A 19,758-nucleotide genomic window follows, 5' to 3' on the forward strand; every position below is an offset into this window, starting at 1 on the left:
TTAAGTAAACAAAAGCATTACCCTATAAAACAACCACTCCAAAAATCAGCCTAATACATTACCATACTCCGGCTGCCATTCAAATTTAAAGCGGCGGTGGCTCCACAGGTAATTGGCAGGATCATCAGAAATAGCTTTTTGCAATGCGTCCCTGTACAGGCACGTGAGCTGTCCACGTTTATCTGTTTGCGAAGCATCAGCTGTAAGTAATACCGATTCAAAATGGTAATAGCCTCTTTTTACTCTTTTAAACCCCACAAAAACTACAGCCGCTTTTTTTCTGACAGCACTTTTTTCCGGCCCGATTAAAAATGAAGTGGGCCTGTTGAAGAAATTTATCCAATAGCCTGATTTAGGTGTTGCCGGAGACTGGTCTGCCGCTAATACCAATGCATGCTGGCTGTTGAATACATGATGCAGCTTACTACCAAATTCAGCCGGGCTAACCAGTATGGCATTAAACCGTGTTCGTATTTTAAACATGATCTTATTGAACACTTTATTTTTTACTGGTAAGTACACTGTTACAAATGGCACTTTTAATTCGGAAGAATATAAAAGATTGGCATACTCCCAGTTAAACTGGTGACCGCAAAGCAGGTTGATACTTTTTCCTTCACTCAATAATGTATTGATAACCTCATAAGTACCGCTGGTTCGTTTCAGCATTTGCTTTTTAGAGATCGATAAAAACTTTACGGTTTCTATAAATGAATCGGCAAAGTATTGATAAAACTGTGCAGCGATCTTTTTCCTTTCCTCTTCTGTTTTACCAGGAAAAGCAATCTTCAGATTATCGAGTACAATGTCCTTTCTGTATTTAATAACATGATTTAACAGGTATGCGAAGAAATTACTTATCCCATATAAAACGGGGAAAGGTAAAAGTGAAATCAAATACATGAACGGGTAAACTAAATAATACATCTAATGTAATTGTTCAGCAAAGTTATGCAGTACACGTATGTAACGCAACGATGTTCGGCAGAACTACCATGTTTGTTACAAAAATTTTACAAAACTATGTTCTGTATCATTTCGGTTTTGTTGGGGTAGTCAGTGTTAAAATGCAAGCCCCTGCTTTCGTGCCTGAACTCAGCACTTTTTACAATTAAAAATGCTACGGTGATCATATTTCTCAATTCACATAGCTGAGGAGATACGATAGTTTTTTTATAGAGGTCTTCTGTTTCTGCAAATAAAAGATCCAAACGTTTCATGGCTCTCTGCAAACGTTCATTGTTTCTAACAATACCTACATAATCACTCATCAATAATTTTAATTCTTTTACACTTTGTGTTATAAGTATCATTTCTTTTGGTGATGAAGTGCCATCAACTTTCCAATCGGGCAAGCTTTGATTGTACTGAGCAGCATTAATATTTTTTACGGCATCCTGGTAGGCACGGTGAGCAAACACCATAGCTTCTAAAAGCGAATTGCTGGCTAAACGGTTAGCACCATGTAAGCCGGTACTGGCACATTCCCCGGCAGCATATAAGTTATTGATCGATGTCCGGCCCCACTCATCGGTTTTAATACCCCCACAACTGTAATGTGCCGCTGGTGCAACAGGAATTAGATGTTTGGTAATATCTATTCCAATGCTCAAACATTTGTCATAAATATTAGGAAAGTGCTCTACAAATTTTTCTTTAGAGAAATGACGGCAATCTAAAAAAACATTTTCAGTACCTGCTACTTTCATTTCGTTATCAATAGCACGGGCAACAATATCACGGGGCGCCAGGTCTTTTCTTTCATCATAGCGTTCCATAAATGCTTCGCCGTTATGATTGCGTAATATGCCGCCATCACCACGAACAGCTTCTGTAATTAAAAAACTTTGCCCACGTACACCCGGCTCATACAACGCTGTAGGATGAAACTGAATAAACTCCATATTTTCAATTCTTCCTTTTGCCCTGTACACCATTGCCACACCATCGCCTGTTGCAATGGAAGGATTAGTTGTTGTTCTGTATACCTGTCCGTTGCCACCTGTAGCAAGCAAAGTAATTTTAGAGAGAATTTTCTCAATCTTATTTGTAGCAAGATTCAACACATACACACCATAACATTCAATATCCGGAGTAGATTTTGTAATCAGGTAACCAAGATGATGTTGTGTAATAATATCCAGTACAAAACAATGACTGATGAGTTCGATATTCGGTTTTCTTTTTATTGCCTCCAGCAAAGCTCTTTCCATTTCTTTACCTGTTACATCTTTGTGATGTAAAATCCTGAATTCACTATGACCGCCTTCTTTACCTAATTTAAAATCGCCATCGGGTTCTTTATCAAATTGCGCTCCCCATCCTATCAGTTCCTGTATTCTTTCAACACCTTCTTTAACTACAATCTCTACAATGTGCCGGTTACATAAACCATCGCCTGCAATCAATGTATCTTCAATATGTTTATCAAAACTGTCTTTATCAAAATCCATTACGCCTGCAATACCACCTTGCGCATACTTGGTATTGGTTTCATCACTTTGTGTTTTGGTAAGAATGGTTACTTTCTTATCCGGGCAATCCTGTGCTACTTTTAGGGCATAGGTTAATCCTGCAATGCCACTGCCAATTACCAGAAAATCTGTTTGCATAATATAAGAGTGCCGCCGGGCTAAATTATCTTGTTCTGTTAGTGAATTTTGTTTCAATTGTCTTCATCAAAATTAACAGATAAAATAGTAATAAAGTTCTTCAATCCTAAATTAAAAATTTACCACATTAGGGTATTGCCGGGAGTAAATTTAGTGGGTAGGTTTACATCCTGTTTCATTATTTGTAATTATACCCTCTTAACCGCTCCAATCCGGCAAATCTAAAATCTTAGAAGAACTTTTTATCGGGCTATTAAAACCGTTGTTCAAAAAAAAGCGAACTCAATTTCGCAGGGCAGCGCCATGCAAAACATGAAACAGAAAAAATTTTTTTAACACTTTAAAAATATAATCATGGCAACAAATGAAAAAGTAATAAATTTTGAGATTGCATTTGAAGCTTCCGACATAAAAATCCATTGTCTGCCGGTGGATATTTTTTATGAAGCTCATTTACTTTCAAGAAACGGCATCATTATTCAATCTGTAGCGGTACAGAAAGGAAAATTTTCCTTTGCAGTATCTCCCGAAGAATTAAAAGCCAGCAGACTGGTACTGGCACCTGTAAATCCTCAATTAAGTAAAGAAAGAAAAACCGGCATCAGTACCGCTGCGGCTATGCTGGATAAAAGAGTTACTTATGAGCCGGTACTTCCTGATAAACCGGCACAAACTATTATTCTTCCGGATGTACCGGTAGCCATCTGGAAATACTGGTGCTATTGCACCTGCAGGGTAAGAGGCCGGGTATTTAATTACTGTCATGGTACTTACCAACCGGTGTACCATGCCAAAGTGCACGTGTGTGAAGTAGACCCGATATGGCTTTGGTTAAGAAGATTACCTGATGAAGCCATACTTCGTATTAAGGACAGCATCCTGCACCCGGAAATTATTGAAAGGCCGCCACACATTCCAGTTGGTCCGGGCCCGGTTGAGCTTAACATGGAAGGCAGGATGATGCCTGAAAATATGGAGATGATGGTAGCCGGATTAAAGAGCCGGATGACAAGTGATACTGCTGCATCAGCTACGGCTTTACCACAACAGAATATTGCTATTCTGCATACTGAGTCTGTACACTTAATAAGAGAATACCTGGTAGCCAATTATCAGTTGCTTTATCCATGGTGGTGTTACTGGATTCCAATTTACTGGTGGTGGTGGTATAGCTGCGACGAAATAACCACCATCTTAACCAATGAACAGGGATGGTTCGACAGGAATATTTATTACAATTGTTTTGGCGATCGCCCTGATCTGTATTTCTGGGTGGAATATAATATTAATGGCGTATGGACAACCATATACAATCCGCCAATACACTGCAATACCTACTGGGATTATGTTTGTGGTACTGAGGTAGATATTTACTTACATGATGAAAGGATTCATTGCCCCGGTGACCCAACAGTTCCCGGTAAAGTAGTTATCGTTTCCACATTAGGCAATAATGTAAACGTAAACCGTGTACAACAAAGCGCCGGTACCAACCAGGGTCTGGCACCTGATCTCGGTTATGGGTACACTAACTTTGGGCCATTTGGCGGAAGTGTGGAACCGCATGTTTACTTTGGAGAACAACTGATACCTTCAGGTATTAAATTTTACCGCTGGTCGTATATTAATGTAGATAATTACGACAGCAGCAATCCCGATGCCGGCTGGTTTGTTATGAATGATAGCGTAGACAGGCATTATATACATACCAATCCTGATCTTAGTTTAAGTTCACCTGTATATAATCTTGGCCCTAAAACCGGTTTTGCAAATAATGATCTGTTTGAAATTCAAACTGCAAGGCAGCCGGTAACCAATGAGCCCTGGAATCACCAGGCATCAGATGCCAGGAATGATACAGCAACAGCATTTTTCAATACCGGTAAACTAGCTCCGGTACTGGCAGGCATGTATTATATCAAGATGGAATTTTTTAATGCTGCTGGTGTAAGGGTAAACCTTACTGACCTGGGTATAGACTTGCAGGTACCCAGTGCTTTACAGCCTGCTCCGTTTGGAAACAGTACTATTAATTTTGTAGCAGCACCTGCAATTAACCGCTTGCTTGATGGCGGAGGTAAATTACTAGGTTTTAAAATGGTAATAAATGTAGACAACAATCCTACTACTGCTAAAATAGATGAAACAAAGGTAGGTTTGCAATTTGCAGGGCCTTGCGGCATGATAACCTATTTTGATAAAGCAACTGATGTTGCACATATAGGATTTACAGCCAGTCATCCAAACGATCATGCATTTTTTAGTTTTACTATTACTAAAGGAAGTTCCGGAACTGTACATAGTGTAAACGGAACCGTTGGCAACAATCCTCCGGTTAGCGTTTTTGATAATGGAGCTGTTTCAGTAGAGCCATATATATATACAGGGGGAGCTATTGACCGCTTTGATACCAACAAACATGTAAGTGTTTTACTGGGGGCTTGCGATGAAGGTGCATTTGCAGAATCGCTGTCGGTGTATGGTACTGCAACCGATGGATGGGGCCGTATTGGATATGACGATGGTAAAGTAATGGCATTTGCACTTAAACACTAAGTATATGCACTGGTTCAGTTTCTTAATGATATCACTTGTAACCTGGCGCATCACTCATTTATTGAGTAAAGAAGACGGCCCATTTGATATTATATTCTTACTCAGAAAAAAAGCAGGGGCAGGTTTCTTCGGAAGCCTGCTCGATTGCTTTTATTGTGTAAGCGTGTGGGTTGCTTTTCCGTTTGGGATAGTAACAGGAAATGACTGGTGGGAAAAATTATTATACTGGTGGGCATTTTCGGGAGCAGCTTGCCTACTGGAACAGGCTACTACCAATAAAAAAAATAAGGAAGAAAATATTCCTGATTATAAAGAAGATTAAAAAATTTAAATTATGTGCAACTGCGGAAACAAAAGAGGAGCATTGGCTTCTCAACAATCTTTTCACTTAAGTAACAAAGCAAATACTGCAAAGGAGGGAGACAAAATATGGCCTGAAGTAAATTTTAAATACACAGGTAAAACGGCCTTATCAGTAAGAGGGAGTGTGAGTGGGAAAAGTTATCGTTTTTCAAAACCGGGAGACATACAACTGGTAGATTACAGGGATGCTGCATCATTGATGTCAGTATCAGTTTTAAAAACAATACGGTAACTATACAGTTTCCACCCAGGCTTCGTTCTCTTTTAATAAATTGATCAGCTCATCTACTGCAATGGCGCTGTCGATATTTCTTTTTACCACTTCTTTGCCTTTGTACAAAGTGATCTTGCCTACACCACTGCCTACATATCCAAAATCTGCATCGGCCATTTCGCCGGGGCCATTTACAATACAGCCCATTATTGCAATCTTTACCCCTTTTAAATGATTGGTTACTGCACGGATCTTTGCGGTGGTTTCCTGCAGATCGAATAATGTTCTGCCACAACTCGGGCAACTGATATATTCTGTTTTGGAAATTCTTGTACGTACCGCTTGCAGAATAGAAAAAGAAGTATTGTTAATGAACTGGTGATTGCTCTTTGTTTCTAAATAAGTTCTGCCGGTTACTTTCTGATTTACCAGTTTTTCAGGGTCATTCATCAGCCAGATACCATCTCCCATCCCATCTAAAAACAAAGCGCCGCTTTCTGTAGCAAAATGTATCAGTTGTTCGTCAATAGAGGTGTGATGACTTTCCACTGATAAAATTACCGGTGTTTTAATTTGCTGTTCCATCAAACTGTTTACAAACGCTCTTACTGATTGCATGCTGTTTTTTGCAGAGGAATATAAACAGAGCACAGCTGTATTATCAGTTTTAATTTTTTTTACCAGGGCTGTATTTTCTTTGGCAGTATCTAAAGCAATAAAATTTATTATAGTTGATTTTTCTGTTGCAGCTGCATATTCTTCTTCCTGGAATACCGGGAAATATGTTTGTTTATCAGCAACAGTTAACCAGGTTTTATAATCGCACAACACTTTTAAAGTTCCCGGTAAGGCAAAGTCAATGAGTTTATTTGAAGTATAAATAAGATCAGCCGCAGCATCTCCTATGCTCCATTTATCCGTAACTTCATTATAAGTATAACCAATTGCCTGTAAGTCCTGGTGAACAATTGTTTCAGCAAGCATATAATCAGCAATTACAACCGGCACATGTTTTTTACCAACATTAGATACTTCAATCGTTTCTCTTCTTTTATATTCAAACGGAGAGTATTGTAATTTATTCATGGTAGGCTCATTGGTACTGGTTTGTACATTACCCTGGTAGCGGCTCACTATATCTTTACAAACCGGTATTTCCAATTCCGGATCCTCTGTTAACGACACTCTTATTGTATCACCAATACCATCTTCCAACAAAGTTCCAATACCAATGGCAGATTTTATTCTTCCATCTTCACCATCACCTGCTTCGGTAACGCCTAAGTGCAAGGGGTAACATTCACCAAATTCTTCCATCATATGAGTGATCAGTAAGCGGTATGCCTGTACCATCACCTGCGGATTACTGCTCTTCATACTTAAAATGATCTGGTGGTAATCTTCGCTTCTTGCAATACGCAAAAATTCCATCGCACTTTCCACCATGCCAACAGCCGTATCACCATAGCGGCTCATGATCCTGTCGCTTAAACTGCCATGATTGGTACCAATACGCATAGCAGTACCATGTGTTTTACAAATTAACACCAGTGGCGTAAAACGTTCTCTTATCCTTTCAATCTCTTCGGCATATTCTGCATCGGTATATTCAATCTGCTCAAATTTTTTCTTATCTACATAATTACCCGGGTTCACCCTTACCTTCTCAACAATCGTAGCAGCAATTTCCGCAGCATTAGGTGTAAAGTGAATATCAGCCACTAATGGCGTATCATATCCTCTCCTTCTTAGTTCGTCTTTTATATTTTGTAAGTTCTCTGCTTCTTTTTTAGAAGGTGCTGTTATGCGTACCAGCTCTGCTCCGGCTTCAATACAACGTATCGATTGTTCCACCGTAGCCATGGTATCCATGGTGTCAGTAGTGGTCATGGTTTGAATGCGTATAGGGTGATTATTACCCAACAAAAGATTACCCACCTTAACTTCTCTTGTTTTAAGTCGCTTGTAGGATGTGAGTGATTCGGTATAAAATTGCATGGTGCAAAAATAACAATAAAATGGTGGGTTTGTTTGCATGATCTGACGTCCTCGTCTGATCATGGATTTGCGCAACAAGGTCAGACGGGGTGTCAGACCTTGTAACTACCAGTCTTTCTCCGGTTTATTGGGCGAAGCGGTATTAACTTTCTGTAATTTATCCTGCAGATTTTTTTCCTGCTGCAATAAAGCCTTTAATTTTTCCTCTGCATCCTTCTTTGTTATTTTAGGTTGCTGCTGCTGAGGCTGTTGTTGTTTTTTTTCATCCTCTTTCTTCTTCTGGTCTTCCTTTTTCTTTTGATCGTCTTTCGGTTTTTTCTGGTCTTTATTATCTTTCTGCTGTTGTTGTTTTATTTGTTGTAAAGCTTTTTGTAAGTTCTGCCTGGCATCATCATCCTGCGGATTTAATTTTAATGCTTCTTTGTAGGCCGTAACACATTCGGGCAATTTTTTATTGTTCTGTAACACTACTCCCTTATTATATAATGCTTTTGATTTTTCTGCTTTATCAGATAAATTAGTAGCAGCATTATCGTAAGCACTTACTGCTTCATCAGTTTTGCTGTTTTTATATAAGGCATTCCCTAAATTATATTGTGCTGTGGCATTAGCCGGAGTTTTTGTAGTTACTTTCTGGTATTGCTCTGTGGCTTTATCAAATTCATTTTTCTTGTACGCTTCATTACCTTTTTTTATAATTGCCTTTTCATCCTGGGCAGATGCAGCAACGGGTAATTGAAAAAAAGCAATAAGCAATAAAGCGGCCAATTTCACGGGCACTTTTTTTCTTTTTTCGCTATTAACTCTTTCAGATACCAACATTTCAATAACTAATAGCAACAGAGACAACAATAAAAAATATTGAAAAAAACTTTTGTAATTGACCAACGAATCTTCAGTAACTGTTCGTTGATCCATATTACTTAATTGTGCATCCAGTTTCGCCACTACATCATCTGTATTACTGTACAACTGATAAATGCCATTGCCTTTTTCGGCTATCGTTTTTAATTCCGCTTCATTCAGTTTTGTAATTACTGTATTTCCTTCATTATCTTTTTTAGTTTCATTAGTAGCTGCATCAATAATGGGTGCTCCTTCAGGCGAGCCAATACCAATTGTATTGATAATTACTCCTTCATTAGCCATTTGTGTTGCCACTTTTGCAGCTTCTTCATCATGATCTTCTCCATCACTGATCAAAATAACTGATTTGTATTTTTTTTCTTTGGTATTAAAAGAACTGTAACACATTTTTAATGCATCTGCAATCACAGTACCTTGTGTAGGTACAACATCCGGAGTAGCAGATGACAGGTACATTTTTGCAGCGCCATGATCGCCGGTGAGTGGCATTTGCAAATAGGCTTTTCCTGCAAAAACAACAATACCGATCCTGTCGTTGCTCAGTTTATCGATCAGTTTACCTAATGCCTGTTTTGCCCTGTCTAACCTTGTGGGTTTTACGTCCTGTGCCAGCATGCTTTTACTTACATCCAATGCAATCATCACATCAATGCCATTGCGGCTTACTTTTTCCGATCCCTTTGGAGAGCGCAGGTTAGCCAATGCAAATGCTCCTGATGCAAAGGCAGTGGTAATTAAAATAAATTTTATAGCAAAGCGTTGCGGAGAATAATTTTTGATCATCTCTTTCACCAACCGTTCGTCGCCAATTTTTTTAATGGTTTTCTTTTTCCAGCGCAGCACAAGAAAGTACAACAAGGCCAGGATGGGTATTGCTGCTAATGCCAGTAAATATTCGTTATGCTGAAATTTAAACATGAGGTATGCAAATTAGCAAATGTGTGTTTATGCAAATTGTTAAAAAGTAAAATCAATTATAAGCGGCACATTGGCATAATATACTTATTTCTTTCCCTCAAAAAAGCCCAATTGCTTCAATATCCCTGTAGTAATATTTTTTCGTATCGTCCGCATATCAACATTACCCGGGCCTGCTTTTACAAATGTTACAAAAAAGTACACATGCCTGTTTTCTTCAATCCAACCCACCTGCCAACCAATGTTATTTTTTTGTTCATCAAATCCCCAACCGGTTTTATAACTCAATTTGTATGCCGTATTATCTTCCTGTAACATTACTTCCTTTACCATTTCATGGGTACTTTTTCTAAATGGCAATAATTCAAAGTATAAACGCTTCATTAAACCCAGTTGTTCATCAGGTGAAATTTTCAACGTATTATTCAGCCAGAAAGAGTCTATGGGGCCACTTATGTTTTTATTGCCATAACCAACGCTATCAATCCACGCCTGCATGGTATCTCTTCCAATTCTTCTTGCCACTTCCTGGTAATAAGGTACGCAGCTTACCTTAAAAGCTTCCGTCATACCCATATCTTTATTCCAGTCCTTTGCCGTATCGCCTCCGGGAAAGATCCGCACCTTACCATCCCACTTTATCATCATGGTATCATTGGTAATTACACCGGTTTGCAAGCCAATTAATGAGTTTACAATTTTGAAGGTAGAAGCTGGTGTAAAACGTTGTGTATCCAGTGCCATATTATACACTGTTATTTTTCCGTCCACATTATTCAATAAAGTAAAACAACCGTCTACTTTATTATCATCAAAATATTTTTTCAGGCTGTTATCAACTTTTGCTTTGTTAACGGAGCAGGAAGTAATGAGTAATAAGCAACAGGCAATGGGCAATAAGCAGTTGACAATGGGCAATTGGCCACTGGAAATACGGAATGATCTGATCATCAAAAAACTCTTCATAATAAAAAAATGTAGGTGGCCCTTTTAAGGATTTGCGGTTTTGTTTAAATGTTTTGCAGTAGCATCAAGTGCATCATAAAACTCCTGGCCGAATTTGCGTACCAATGATTCTTTTAAAAAAACATATACCGGTACTTTTAATTTTTTACCAAGGCTGCAGGCAGCTTTACAATTATCTTCCCTGGGTTCGTAATTAACATATATATTTTCGCTGCGTTTACTTTCCTTTGTAATTACAGGAAATAAATGACAGCTGATAGGTTTTTTCCATTGTACTTTACCATCAAGATAAGCCTGCTCAATACCACATTTTACAACGCCTTGTTTATCCTTAATGCCATACACACATACTTTGCTGTTGATGGTAGGCGTAACCCATCCATATTCCCTGTCGTACACATAACGCCCCTGGCGTGCAATTTCGCTTTTGCTTTCTTCATTTAAATACGGCAGTACCGCATCAAATACTTCGTTGATCTTTTCCAGCTCTGCTTTTTCCAGCGGGGCACCGGCATCTCCGTCAACGCAGCAAGCGCCTTTACATTTACTGAGGTCGCAAACAAATTGTTCTTTCACAACCTGGTCGCTGACTAATATATTATCTATTGCAATCATGGCGGCAAAGGTAAAACAAAGAGGGTAATAAAATATAGATAAAACAGCCGGTATCCGGCAAAGCCTGGGAAGTTTAAACAAACGGTTTTTAGTTACTTTTTTTCATTTCCGGTTTGGTGCTGTTAAAAACAGGAGAAGGTAGTTTTTCGGAGGGATTATTTTTATCTGTCCATCTGAAAGTATTGATCATATGTTCAATATCTTTTTGCAGAAAATCCTGTACAGGCCTTAAAGAATCTGCATTTGGTGTAACATCAAAATACAAGGCCCCACGAAGAAAATTTTTAGTAGTGTCGCTTAGAAAAAACTGTTTGGCAGTTGCTGCGTTACCACCTACTTTAAAAAATATGCCGGTAACACCATTAGGTGTATGCATTACACTGTCTTTAATGGAATTGGTAATGGCCTGGTTTTTATTAGTAAGGTTATAGGCATCGCTTACCATATTGTCGAACCTGTTTATGCCTGTTGAATCTTTATATGATCCATTGGCCTGCTTTAGTTTGTATACGGCTTTACCGCCTATTATCTTATAACTTAAAAACACCCTGCCGCCAAATTGCGGAAAATCGATATTGATCCAGTAAGGGTTTTCGGGATTGCTGTCGAAGAAAGTACTGTCTTTAATGATGGCAGCATAATCCGGATATTCAAACGTATAAGGAAATCCTTCCTGCTGAAAAGTGACATATTTTCTTTCAGGAAAATCTACTTTGAAATACCCTTTTTTCTTTGAGGTGTAAGTAGAGTTGCAAGATAGAAGTAGCAAGTAACAAGTAACAAGTAACAGGTAAAAAGTATTTTTCAACTTGAATATTGAATATTGAATATTGAGCATTGAATATTTCCGTATTAATTTTTTTCTGATTGTCTGATAAGCAATTTCACTTTATCAATCCTGTTTTTATTGATCTCTAATGGTATAAACGTAAAATCACCGCTTACCACTTCTTCATTTACCTGGGGAAACTCACCTGCTATTTCCAAAACCAGGCCCGCCAGTGAATCACTATCGCCTCTTACATTTTCAAAAGTGTCAATAGGGAGGCTTAGTGCTTTACACACATCGTTTATCATTGTCTTGCCTTCAAAAATATAGGTAAAGTCGTCTATTTTTTTATTGCCGCTTTCTTCATCATCAAACTCGTCTTTTATATCGCCGATAATTTCTTCCATAATATCTTCCAGCGTTACAATACCGGAGGTACCACCAAATTCATCTACCACTACTGCAAAATGATTACGCCTGTTACGGAATTCCTGTAACAGGTCTTCAATCAATTTTTGTTCATGTACAAAAAATGGTTGGCGCATTAATTGATGCCAGTCATAATTATCGGGTTCGTTTAAATGTGGCAACAGATCTTTGGTATGCAACATGCCTACTACTTCATCCAGATTATTCTTATATACTGGTAAACGGGAATAATGAAGTTCTTCTACTTTTTTTATTGCCGCCACAAAATTACTGTTGATATCAATACCACTAACATCGAGCCTTGTACGCATTATTTGTTTAACGGTGGTGTCGCCAAACTTCCTGATGCCTTTTAAGATCTGTTTTTCTTCTACGGTTGCTTCATGTTCGGGTAACAGGTCAATTGCGTAGTCCAGGTGGCTGCTATCCATTGCCGCTGTATTATCTGATGAAAATTTTTTCTCTATACCATCACTCCATCTTACCATGCGTTTGGCAAAGCGGTAAAAAACACTGTTGAAAATTTCTACAATTAAAGAAGCCGTAGCTGCAAACCATATTTTATGATGAGTGGCCCAAACTTTTGGTAATACTTCTGCCACCAATACCAGTAAAATAGTAACTGCTACTACTTTAATCAGGAACGCAGAAAGAAAACTAAAATGTAATCCGCCGATCCAGCCATCAATTAAAATATTGAAGATTAAAATGATACCAATGTTTACAAAGCTGTTGGTGATAAGCATTGAAGCCAGTAATGTTTTAGGCTGCTCCAGTAAATTAACAATGCGCCGGTAAGCAGGCTGCTGCTTTGTTTTAAGAATATTAATGTCTTTAAATGTAAGTGAAAAAAAAGCCACTTCGGAACCTGCCAGTAAAAAGGAAATGATGAGTAATATAAACACCAAAAAAATAAGCACAGCGTTTGCTGCAAGTGTAATTGACAACAAGATCAAAGAAAACTGTGGAATGAAACCGATGACCGAATGATAATCCAAAATAAAATTTTTAGGTAAACAATTGCAAAGCAGTTACACTTAAACTTTACATATTTTAAAGGTAAAAGTTAATAATTAAAATGGCAATCTTTCTGAACCGCCATCATCAATCGGCGGAATATCCGGACCGCCCAAACCTTCTATGCCTTCTATGCCGGTAGCCGGGTGGCTGCCATCACTTCTTTTTTCCAGCATGATCAGGTTATCACCAACAATTTCTGTTGCAAATTTTTTATTGCCGTCTTTATCTTCCCAGCTTCTTGTTTTTAAGCGACCTTCTATGTATACCAAACTGCCTTTATGCAAATATTTTTGTGCAAGGTCTGCAAGCCCACGCCATAACACCACTGTATGCCATTCTGTTTGCGAAATTAATTTACCGCTTCTGTCTTTAAAGGTTTCTGTTGTTGCCAATGAAAATTTTGCCACTCCGATATTACCTTCTAAAAATTGTATGTCGGGATCCTTTCCTAAATTTCCAATTAACATCACCCTGTTTACGCCTCTCATAAAATTTCATTTTAAAGAATATGTATTGTAGTTGCCTGTCTATAACAAATTTAAAGATACATTTTTATCTTTCAAATAGGATGTTATGAATTTAGGAAAAGGCAGCGTTAACAGTTCTTTTTGGGTAACAGGTTCGTAGCCTTCTATTTGTGCTGTCTTTTTTAATTGCAGCGTAATAAACTGTCCGTGAATGGTTTGATGGGTAAGCTTTTGGCTATATAGCCGGGAGATGGTTGCCACTGTAAACCCATTCTTTCCCAACAGTTTTTTAAATGCAGGTAGTTTTTGCAATTGCGCCACTTCTGTTGCCTCCGCAGATTCAATCAACACAAATTCATACAGATTTTCCCATATGTCTTTTACCCCACGTTTACGTACAAACACTTTGCCTTCGTGCTCAATAATAAAATAAAATAACCACCTTGTTTTTTGAGTTATCTTTTTTTCTTTTACCGGAAGTACTTCTACCAATCCTTTCAAATACGCACCGCAGCTGCTTTGCAGCGGGCATTGCTTACACAAAGGTTGTTTGGGCTTACATACCACAGCACCAAAATCCATCAATGCCTGGTTATAAATACCGGGTTGCTTTTTATCAAGTAATTCATTGGCCAGTGTTGTAAACAGCTTTTTTCCTTCGGTACTATCAATAGCAATACTGTTGGCAAAAAAACGTGATAATACCCTGAACACATTACCATCTACCACTGCATAAGGCAAATTATATGCAAAGGAAGCAATGGCTGCAGCAGTATAAGGCCCCACTCCTTTTAAATTTAAAATAGCTTCATAATTACCAGGAAATTTTCCTCCATATTCTTTTGTGATCAGTTTTGCTGTGGCAATTAAATTTTTACAACGGGTATAATAGCCAAGGCCTTCCCAAAGTTTAAACACTTTTGTTTCCGGTGCTTTGGCCAGTTTATCAATAGTAGGGAAAGCAACAATAAAACGATTGTAATAATCCCAACCCTGTTCAACTCTTGTTTGCTGCAAAATAATTTCGCTCAACCATATTTTATAGGGATCTTTTTCCCCTTTCCAGGGCATAGGTCGGTCATTAGTTTTATTGTTCCACTGCAAAAGCTGTTTGGTAAAGAATTTGTAAGTATCATCCATAGTTTCAGGTTCTTTTTATAAAGGTTTTGTCACAATATATTTATACATATCAAATAAAGCACATACCATTAATAATCAAGGGTTTATTTCCTTTTTCAACAAAAGATACTTATATTTGTTTACAACAAAGTACTTGATAATCACCAACTTATTTGGTTTTTTAAACCTTATTTTGTATTTTACTGATAGAAACATAAAACACCTATTATGAGAAAAGCAGATTTAATCAATCAAATTTCCGAAAAAACCGGCATTCCTAAAGTGGATGTTCTGGTAACACTTGAAACTATGTTTAAAGAAGTGAAGAAGTCGCTATCAGAAGGTGAGAATATTTATATCAGGGGCTTCGGTAGTTTCATCACTAAAAAAAGGGCTGCTAAAATTGGCCGTAATATTAAAAAGAATATTGCTGTGGAAATACCAGAGCACTTTATACCTGCCTTTAAACCTGCCAAAGAATTCATGCAGGAAATAAAATCTTCTAAAAATATTAAAGAGACTAACGAAACTCATGATGACGAAAGCGAAGACTAATGTACCTTTGCGTTCTAAATTTTTAAGGTGAAGAAACAATTATTACTAGCTGCCGCAGGCCTCATACTGGTAGCTTCTCTTTTTTATTTTGGGCGAACAGTTGAAAAAAAAACCAATAAGCCTGTTGCCGCCATGCCCCAAAATGCTGCGCCGGCATTTAATATCACCCAATATATCAGCCAGGAAAAACAAAAACTTACTCCTTCACAAATACTCACTTTGGGTAAATTAGAAAATAGTGTTACCCGTGGAGATGTTCTAAACCAACAGATTGAGGCTAATAAACAGCTTTCTGAGTTTTGGAAAGACAGCGCACACGTATTTGAACCCTATATTTATTACCTGTCACAGTCTGTTAAGTTGGAGAATTCAGAAAAAAACCTCACCTTTGCTGCCCAATTAATTTTGGAAGGCTTAAGAGGAGAGCAGGATCCGGCTAAATTAAGCTGGCAGGCCGAACAAGCCATTGAGTTATTTGAGCAGGCTATTAAATTAAATCCCGAAAGCGACGATTTAAAGATTGGACTAGGCAGTTGCTATATTTATGGCAAAGGCAGAGCAGGTGGACCCGAGGAGACAATGAAAGGTATACAGCAATTATTAACTGTTATCAGAAAAGACTCCACCAACATGAAAGCGCAATTGGTTTTAGGGGTGGGTGGTTTTGTATCGGGGCAATATGATAAAGCAATTGACCGTTTAACAAAAGTGATAAAAGCGCAACCTGGTAATGTGGAAGCGATAGAATTTTTAGCTCTTTCATATGCCAATAAGGGTGATAAGCCTGAGGCAATAAAATGGTACCAGTCGATGAAGGGAATGGTGAAAGATCCTGAATTTAACCAGGAGATTGACAGGCGAATAAAGCAATTGCAATAAAACAAAGAGAACACAACGAATTAAACATATTATTTTAAACACAAAAAAGACTAGTTATGCCTTGTGGTAAAAAGAGAAAACGTCATAAAATTGCAACACACAAGCGTAAAAAACGTTTAAGAAAGAACCGCCATAAGAAAAAATAATTTTTTTTCTTACTGGTGCCGGGAATCTTCTTCCCGGCATATTTATCTGTATGCACTACAGGATAGCCGTTAGATATATAGCGGCATCAGTGCATGCAGTTATGTTTCCTTTCCATGATGTAATGGTCTTAAAAAAATTTACGCTTGACCAAGGAACTGATTATTAATGCTGCACCGCAGGGGGTTGAGATTGCCTTGCTGGAAGATAAAAAGCTGGTGGAGCTGCACAGTGAAAAAACTGATGCAACCTTTGGCGTGGGAGACTTATACCTTGGAAAAGTTAAAAAACTTATCCCCGGTTTAAATGCTGCCTTTGTAGATGTGGGTTTTGAAAAAGACGCTTTTTTACATTATACCGACCTTAGCCCTTACGTTCGCTCTATTTTAAAATTTACTACCGAAGCCATCAATGACAAAACTGAAGGCGGTTTTGATTTTGCAAAATTTAAAGTAGAACCTGAAATTGTAAAGACCGGAAAGATCACCGAGATCCTCAGTGGCCGCCCTAATATTTTAGTACAGATATTAAAAGAACCTATTGCAGCTAAAGGCCCCCGCCTTAGTTGCGAACTATCGTTACCCGGCCGTTTTGTGGTGGTTACTCCTTTTAATGATATTGTTGCTGTTTCCCGTAAAATTCATTCCTCAGACGAAAGAAAACGTTTACAGAAAATTATAGAAGCTATTAAGCCTAAGAATTTAGGTGTAATTGTGCGTACTGCTGCCGAAGGCAAACATACTGCAGAATTACACGAAGATCTGTTGAGTTTGATCGCTACCTGGAAAACTATCCAGACTAATTTAAAAGCTGCTGCACCTCCAACTAGAATCTTAAATGAGCTGGGTAAAACCACCAGCATCCTGAGGGATTTGCTGAACGAAGACTTTAATAAGATCGTAGTAAACGATAAAAATATATTCAGCGATACCAAGACTTACATTCAACGTATTGCACCTGATAAAGCAGATATTGTTTCTTACTATAATAACGGCTCTCCTATATTCGATAGTTTTGGTATTACCAAGCAGGTAAAAGCTGCCTTTGGTAAAACGGTAAACCTGCCAAGCGGTGCTTATTTAATTGTTGAACACACCGAAGCATTACATGTAATTGATGTGAACAGCGGTTATAAAAGTGTAAGCAATAACCAGGAGCAGAATGCTTTGGAAACTAACCTTGAAGCTGCTGAAGAAATCGCAAGGCAACTGCGCCTGAGAGATTTGGGCGGCATTATTGTTGTTGACTTCATTGATATGAAGCTGATGGAAAACAAGAAAAAGCTGGCCGATGCTATGGAGCAGTTAATGCGTACCGACAGGGCCAAGCATGCTGTTTTACCTATCAGCAAATTTGGTTTGATGCAGATCACCCGCCAGCGCATGAAGCCGGAGATGACCATTAACACCACAGAAATTTGCCCGAGCTGCGATGGCACCGGAAAAATTTCTTCTACATTGATATTGGAAGATGAGATAGAAAAGAACCTGAACTACCTGATCATGCAAAAGCATAAGGGCTTAACGGTAGAAGTGCATCCTATTCTCTACGCTTATCTTACCAAAGGAATCTTTAGTTCCAAACTGGGTAAATGGAAACGCAAATTCAAACAAAAAATAAAACTCAAGGAAAATACTAATTACCACCTTACCGAGTTCCACTTTTTTGATGATAGCGATGAGGAGATCAAACTATAAGTTTTATATCCTAACACTCTTCCCGAAAATCGTATTCATTTCTGCTGCCGAAATATTTTTAAAATCAAGTTTTAAAGATTGATTTTTAGCAATTACAAAATCTTCTTTACATTGATATAGCCGGCCATTATTTTTTGTAAATGCAACCACTGTTACTGCCTGCCCCACAGGTAAGTTGGATAAAACATATTGCTGTTTGCTATTACTATTTAATTTTCCATTCATCAATCCATTAAATGATTTGTAGATAATAAAATATTCTATTTGCGGATTGGTAAATGTGATAGGCAGATCAAGTTGCACCTCTGTTTTTTGCTGTTCATCATTAAACCGATCGCAATTTATCCAGCCTAATTTTGTTACTGATGATGGCGCATAATATTTTTCCAACCTGCCGGCAAGTGAATTTTCTCTGTTTTGCTTTTCCCATTCGTTGTAATATTTATTATTGGCAGCAGTTCTCATCTCTGCTACTTTTTGTTCCTTAGCCAAAGAGTCTTTTTCTGCTTCAAGCTCTTTGCATGAAATTACCCGGTACAGTTTGTACCTTTCAAATCTTTTGGAGTAATAATTTCTAAAGCAACCATTATAATATCCTTCATCAAAAGTGAGGTAAATTGAATCTATATTTTTATCTACCCCTCTTTTTTGAAGAATACTCACCATTTCTTTAATTGGCATTTCCCTGTTAGCAAAAATCACTTTGCTATCTGTAGATTCATACAAAGTGTATTTACTTTTATAAGGCCGGTACTTTGCTGTATCCGGGTAAGGTGGCTTATAGCTGCTATAATCCACCTCCTCCGTATTAAAGATCAAAGGTTGTGCTGCTCTTGTCCAATTCATATTTCCCGAGCTATCCCTGTTACCATAAAATAATTCCATTTCTGCATCTTTTAGTTTGGGGAAATTTACCTGCAGGTTATTACCTTTTTTAAGTTGCAATTTTTGCCCCTCACTTTCCATACCAATAAAATAACTGCCACCGGAAGCTAATAAACGTCCGTTGCTTACAGTAGCAGCATTGCTTTTAAACAAGTCTTCGCTGGTGGTTAATTCAATTATGCTCACTTCTATTTTTCCATCAACAGCACTGCCATCTGCTTTTTCTAATACTGCAGGGTTCACTGTTACTTTCAGCCCCTTGTTTGCTTTTAACACTGTAGTTTGATGTGGTGCTACAGTAAATTTTTGTGTAGCATTGGCGATAAAGTCATTGCTATAATCAACAACACTAATTGTGCTTTCCGGCTGTAAAGATGTAGTATCAACAACAGATGCAGCTATTGCGCTATCCTTGTTTTTTTCTTTTTTAGTGTTGCAGGAAAATAAAATAATTGTGCATAGCACAAGCATGGCATAAGCCCGTTGAGTTGGCATGGTTAAGTTGTTTAAATTATTAAGGATGTGGGGAGGGAACCTACACACAACGACCGCTGTAAAACTTATCTTATGTAAGGAGTGCTAAGAATTTGTTAAACGAAAAATAGTGGAGATGACTGCTGACTGATTTCTTATCTTTTGTTAACGTGTTCCTGTTTTACCAATTATAGCTTTGTGTAAAATTAAA

Annotated in this window: 17 protein-coding genes; 6 read left to right on the forward strand and 11 right to left on the reverse strand. The window is 38.0% G+C overall.

The window, feature by feature from the left end:
• Positions 1 to 45: 45 nt before the first annotated feature.
• Positions 46 to 927: a lysophospholipid acyltransferase family protein gene (locus ACQ334_RS08715; protein WP_430987806.1), complete on the reverse strand. Its 882-nt coding sequence runs from the start codon at positions 925 to 927 to the stop codon at positions 46 to 48.
• 86 nt (positions 928 to 1,013) lie between these two features.
• Positions 1,014 to 2,612, reverse strand: coding sequence for an L-aspartate oxidase (nadB, locus tag ACQ334_RS08720; protein ID WP_430987807.1), 1,599 nt, complete (start codon positions 2,610 to 2,612; stop codon positions 1,014 to 1,016).
• A gap of 354 nt (positions 2,613 to 2,966) precedes the next feature.
• Between nadB and ACQ334_RS08725 the strand changes: the two genes are divergently transcribed.
• From ACQ334_RS08725 to ACQ334_RS08735, 3 genes are read left to right on the forward strand one after another with little or no spacing between them, the layout of a single operon-like run.
• Positions 2,967 to 5,168, forward strand: a complete 2,202-nt coding sequence (locus ACQ334_RS08725) for a hypothetical protein (protein ID WP_430987808.1) — start codon at positions 2,967 to 2,969, stop codon at positions 5,166 to 5,168.
• Between the two features lie 4 nt (positions 5,169 to 5,172).
• On the forward strand, positions 5,173 to 5,490 hold the full coding sequence (locus tag ACQ334_RS08730) for a DUF1360 domain-containing protein (RefSeq protein ID WP_430987809.1): 318 nt from the start codon (positions 5,173 to 5,175) through the stop codon (positions 5,488 to 5,490).
• A gap of 12 nt (positions 5,491 to 5,502) precedes the next feature.
• Positions 5,503 to 5,763 carry a hypothetical protein gene (locus ACQ334_RS08735; protein ID WP_430987810.1) on the forward strand — a complete coding sequence of 87 codons (261 nt, stop codon included), beginning with the start codon at positions 5,503 to 5,505 and terminating at the stop codon, positions 5,761 to 5,763.
• On the opposite strand, the gene ispG is transcribed toward ACQ334_RS08735, so the two are convergent.
• The 8 genes from ispG to mutY form a co-directional block, all read right to left on the reverse strand.
• Positions 5,764 to 7,743 carry a (E)-4-hydroxy-3-methylbut-2-enyl-diphosphate synthase gene (ispG, locus tag ACQ334_RS08740; protein WP_430987811.1) on the reverse strand — a complete coding sequence of 660 codons (1,980 nt, stop codon included), beginning with the start codon at positions 7,741 to 7,743 and terminating at the stop codon, positions 5,764 to 5,766.
• A gap of 105 nt (positions 7,744 to 7,848) precedes the next feature.
• Positions 7,849 to 9,528 carry a VWA domain-containing protein gene (locus ACQ334_RS08745; RefSeq protein WP_430987812.1) on the reverse strand — a complete coding sequence of 560 codons (1,680 nt, stop codon included), beginning with the start codon at positions 9,526 to 9,528 and terminating at the stop codon, positions 7,849 to 7,851.
• A gap of 84 nt (positions 9,529 to 9,612) precedes the next feature.
• The gene (locus ACQ334_RS08750; protein WP_430987813.1) at positions 9,613 to 10,494 is read right to left on the reverse strand and encodes a penicillin-binding transpeptidase domain-containing protein; all 882 of its coding nucleotides are present in this window, start codon (positions 10,492 to 10,494) and stop codon (positions 9,613 to 9,615) included.
• Positions 10,495 to 10,518: 24 nt separating this feature from the next.
• Positions 10,519 to 11,109 carry a DUF3109 family protein gene (locus ACQ334_RS08755; RefSeq protein ID WP_430987814.1) on the reverse strand — a complete coding sequence of 197 codons (591 nt, stop codon included), beginning with the start codon at positions 11,107 to 11,109 and terminating at the stop codon, positions 10,519 to 10,521.
• Between the two features lie 88 nt (positions 11,110 to 11,197).
• Complete coding sequence (locus ACQ334_RS08760) at positions 11,198 to 11,878, reverse strand: hypothetical protein (RefSeq protein WP_430987815.1); 681 nt, start codon at positions 11,876 to 11,878, stop codon at positions 11,198 to 11,200.
• An 83-nt stretch (positions 11,879 to 11,961) separates the two neighbouring features.
• On the reverse strand, positions 11,962 to 13,305 hold the full coding sequence (gldE, locus tag ACQ334_RS08765; protein ID WP_430987816.1) for a gliding motility-associated protein GldE: 1,344 nt from the start codon (positions 13,303 to 13,305) through the stop codon (positions 11,962 to 11,964).
• A 75-nt stretch (positions 13,306 to 13,380) separates the two neighbouring features.
• Positions 13,381 to 13,815, reverse strand: a complete 435-nt coding sequence (locus tag ACQ334_RS08770) for a single-stranded DNA-binding protein (protein WP_430987817.1) — start codon at positions 13,813 to 13,815, stop codon at positions 13,381 to 13,383.
• Between the two features lie 39 nt (positions 13,816 to 13,854).
• On the reverse strand, positions 13,855 to 14,934 hold the full coding sequence (gene mutY, locus ACQ334_RS08775; RefSeq protein ID WP_430987818.1) for an A/G-specific adenine glycosylase: 1,080 nt from the start codon (positions 14,932 to 14,934) through the stop codon (positions 13,855 to 13,857).
• 207 nt (positions 14,935 to 15,141) lie between these two features.
• Here mutY and ACQ334_RS08780 point away from each other — a divergent pair, with 207 nt between their 5' ends.
• From ACQ334_RS08780 to ACQ334_RS08790, 3 genes are all read left to right on the forward strand, one after another.
• Positions 15,142 to 15,468 (forward strand): HU family DNA-binding protein, encoded by a 327-nt coding sequence (locus ACQ334_RS08780; RefSeq protein ID WP_430987819.1) that lies wholly within the window; start codon positions 15,142 to 15,144, stop codon positions 15,466 to 15,468.
• Positions 15,469 to 15,495: 27 nt separating this feature from the next.
• Complete coding sequence (locus ACQ334_RS08785) at positions 15,496 to 16,347, forward strand: tetratricopeptide repeat protein (protein ID WP_430987820.1); 852 nt, start codon at positions 15,496 to 15,498, stop codon at positions 16,345 to 16,347.
• Between the two features lie 290 nt (positions 16,348 to 16,637).
• On the forward strand, positions 16,638 to 18,188 hold the full coding sequence (locus ACQ334_RS08790; RefSeq protein WP_430987821.1) for an Rne/Rng family ribonuclease: 1,551 nt from the start codon (positions 16,638 to 16,640) through the stop codon (positions 18,186 to 18,188).
• 3 nt (positions 18,189 to 18,191) lie between these two features.
• Here ACQ334_RS08790 and ACQ334_RS08795 read toward each other — a convergent pair whose 3' ends face one another.
• Entirely contained in the window at positions 18,192 to 19,568 is a 1,377-nt protein-coding gene (locus tag ACQ334_RS08795; protein WP_430987822.1) for a hypothetical protein, read from the reverse strand.
• Positions 19,569 to 19,758 lie beyond the last annotated feature (190 nt).

This window comes from Ferruginibacter sp. SUN106 (assembly GCF_050611765.1).
In the GTDB taxonomy this organism is placed as follows: domain Bacteria; phylum Bacteroidota; class Bacteroidia; order Chitinophagales; family Chitinophagaceae; genus Ferruginibacter.

Excerpts from the sequence above, each read along its gene's own strand:
- ACQ334_RS08715 (WP_430987806.1), bottom strand. The coding sequence starts at position 927 with ATGTATTATTTAGTTTACCCGTTCATGTATTTGATTTCACTTTTACCT.
- nadB (WP_430987807.1), bottom strand. The coding sequence starts at position 2,612 with ATGCAAACAGATTTTCTGGTAATTGGCAGTGGCATTGCAGGATTAACC.
- ACQ334_RS08725 (WP_430987808.1), top strand. The coding sequence starts at position 2,967 with ATGGCAACAAATGAAAAAGTAATAAATTTTGAGATTGCATTTGAAGCT.
- ACQ334_RS08730 (WP_430987809.1), top strand. The coding sequence starts at position 5,173 with ATGCACTGGTTCAGTTTCTTAATGATATCACTTGTAACCTGGCGCATC.
- ACQ334_RS08735 (WP_430987810.1), top strand. The coding sequence starts at position 5,503 with ATGTGCAACTGCGGAAACAAAAGAGGAGCATTGGCTTCTCAACAATCT.
- ispG (WP_430987811.1), bottom strand. The coding sequence starts at position 7,743 with ATGCAATTTTATACCGAATCACTCACATCCTACAAGCGACTTAAAACA.
- ACQ334_RS08745 (WP_430987812.1), bottom strand. The coding sequence starts at position 9,528 with ATGTTTAAATTTCAGCATAACGAATATTTACTGGCATTAGCAGCAATA.
- ACQ334_RS08750 (WP_430987813.1), bottom strand. The coding sequence starts at position 10,494 with ATGAAGAGTTTTTTGATGATCAGATCATTCCGTATTTCCAGTGGCCAA.
- ACQ334_RS08755 (WP_430987814.1), bottom strand. The coding sequence starts at position 11,109 with ATGATTGCAATAGATAATATATTAGTCAGCGACCAGGTTGTGAAAGAA.
- ACQ334_RS08770 (WP_430987817.1), bottom strand. The coding sequence starts at position 13,815 with ATGAGAGGCGTAAACAGGGTGATGTTAATTGGAAATTTAGGAAAGGAT.
- mutY (WP_430987818.1), bottom strand. The coding sequence starts at position 14,934 with ATGGATGATACTTACAAATTCTTTACCAAACAGCTTTTGCAGTGGAAC.
- ACQ334_RS08780 (WP_430987819.1), top strand. The coding sequence starts at position 15,142 with ATGAGAAAAGCAGATTTAATCAATCAAATTTCCGAAAAAACCGGCATT.
- ACQ334_RS08795 (WP_430987822.1), bottom strand. The coding sequence starts at position 19,568 with ATGCCAACTCAACGGGCTTATGCCATGCTTGTGCTATGCACAATTATT.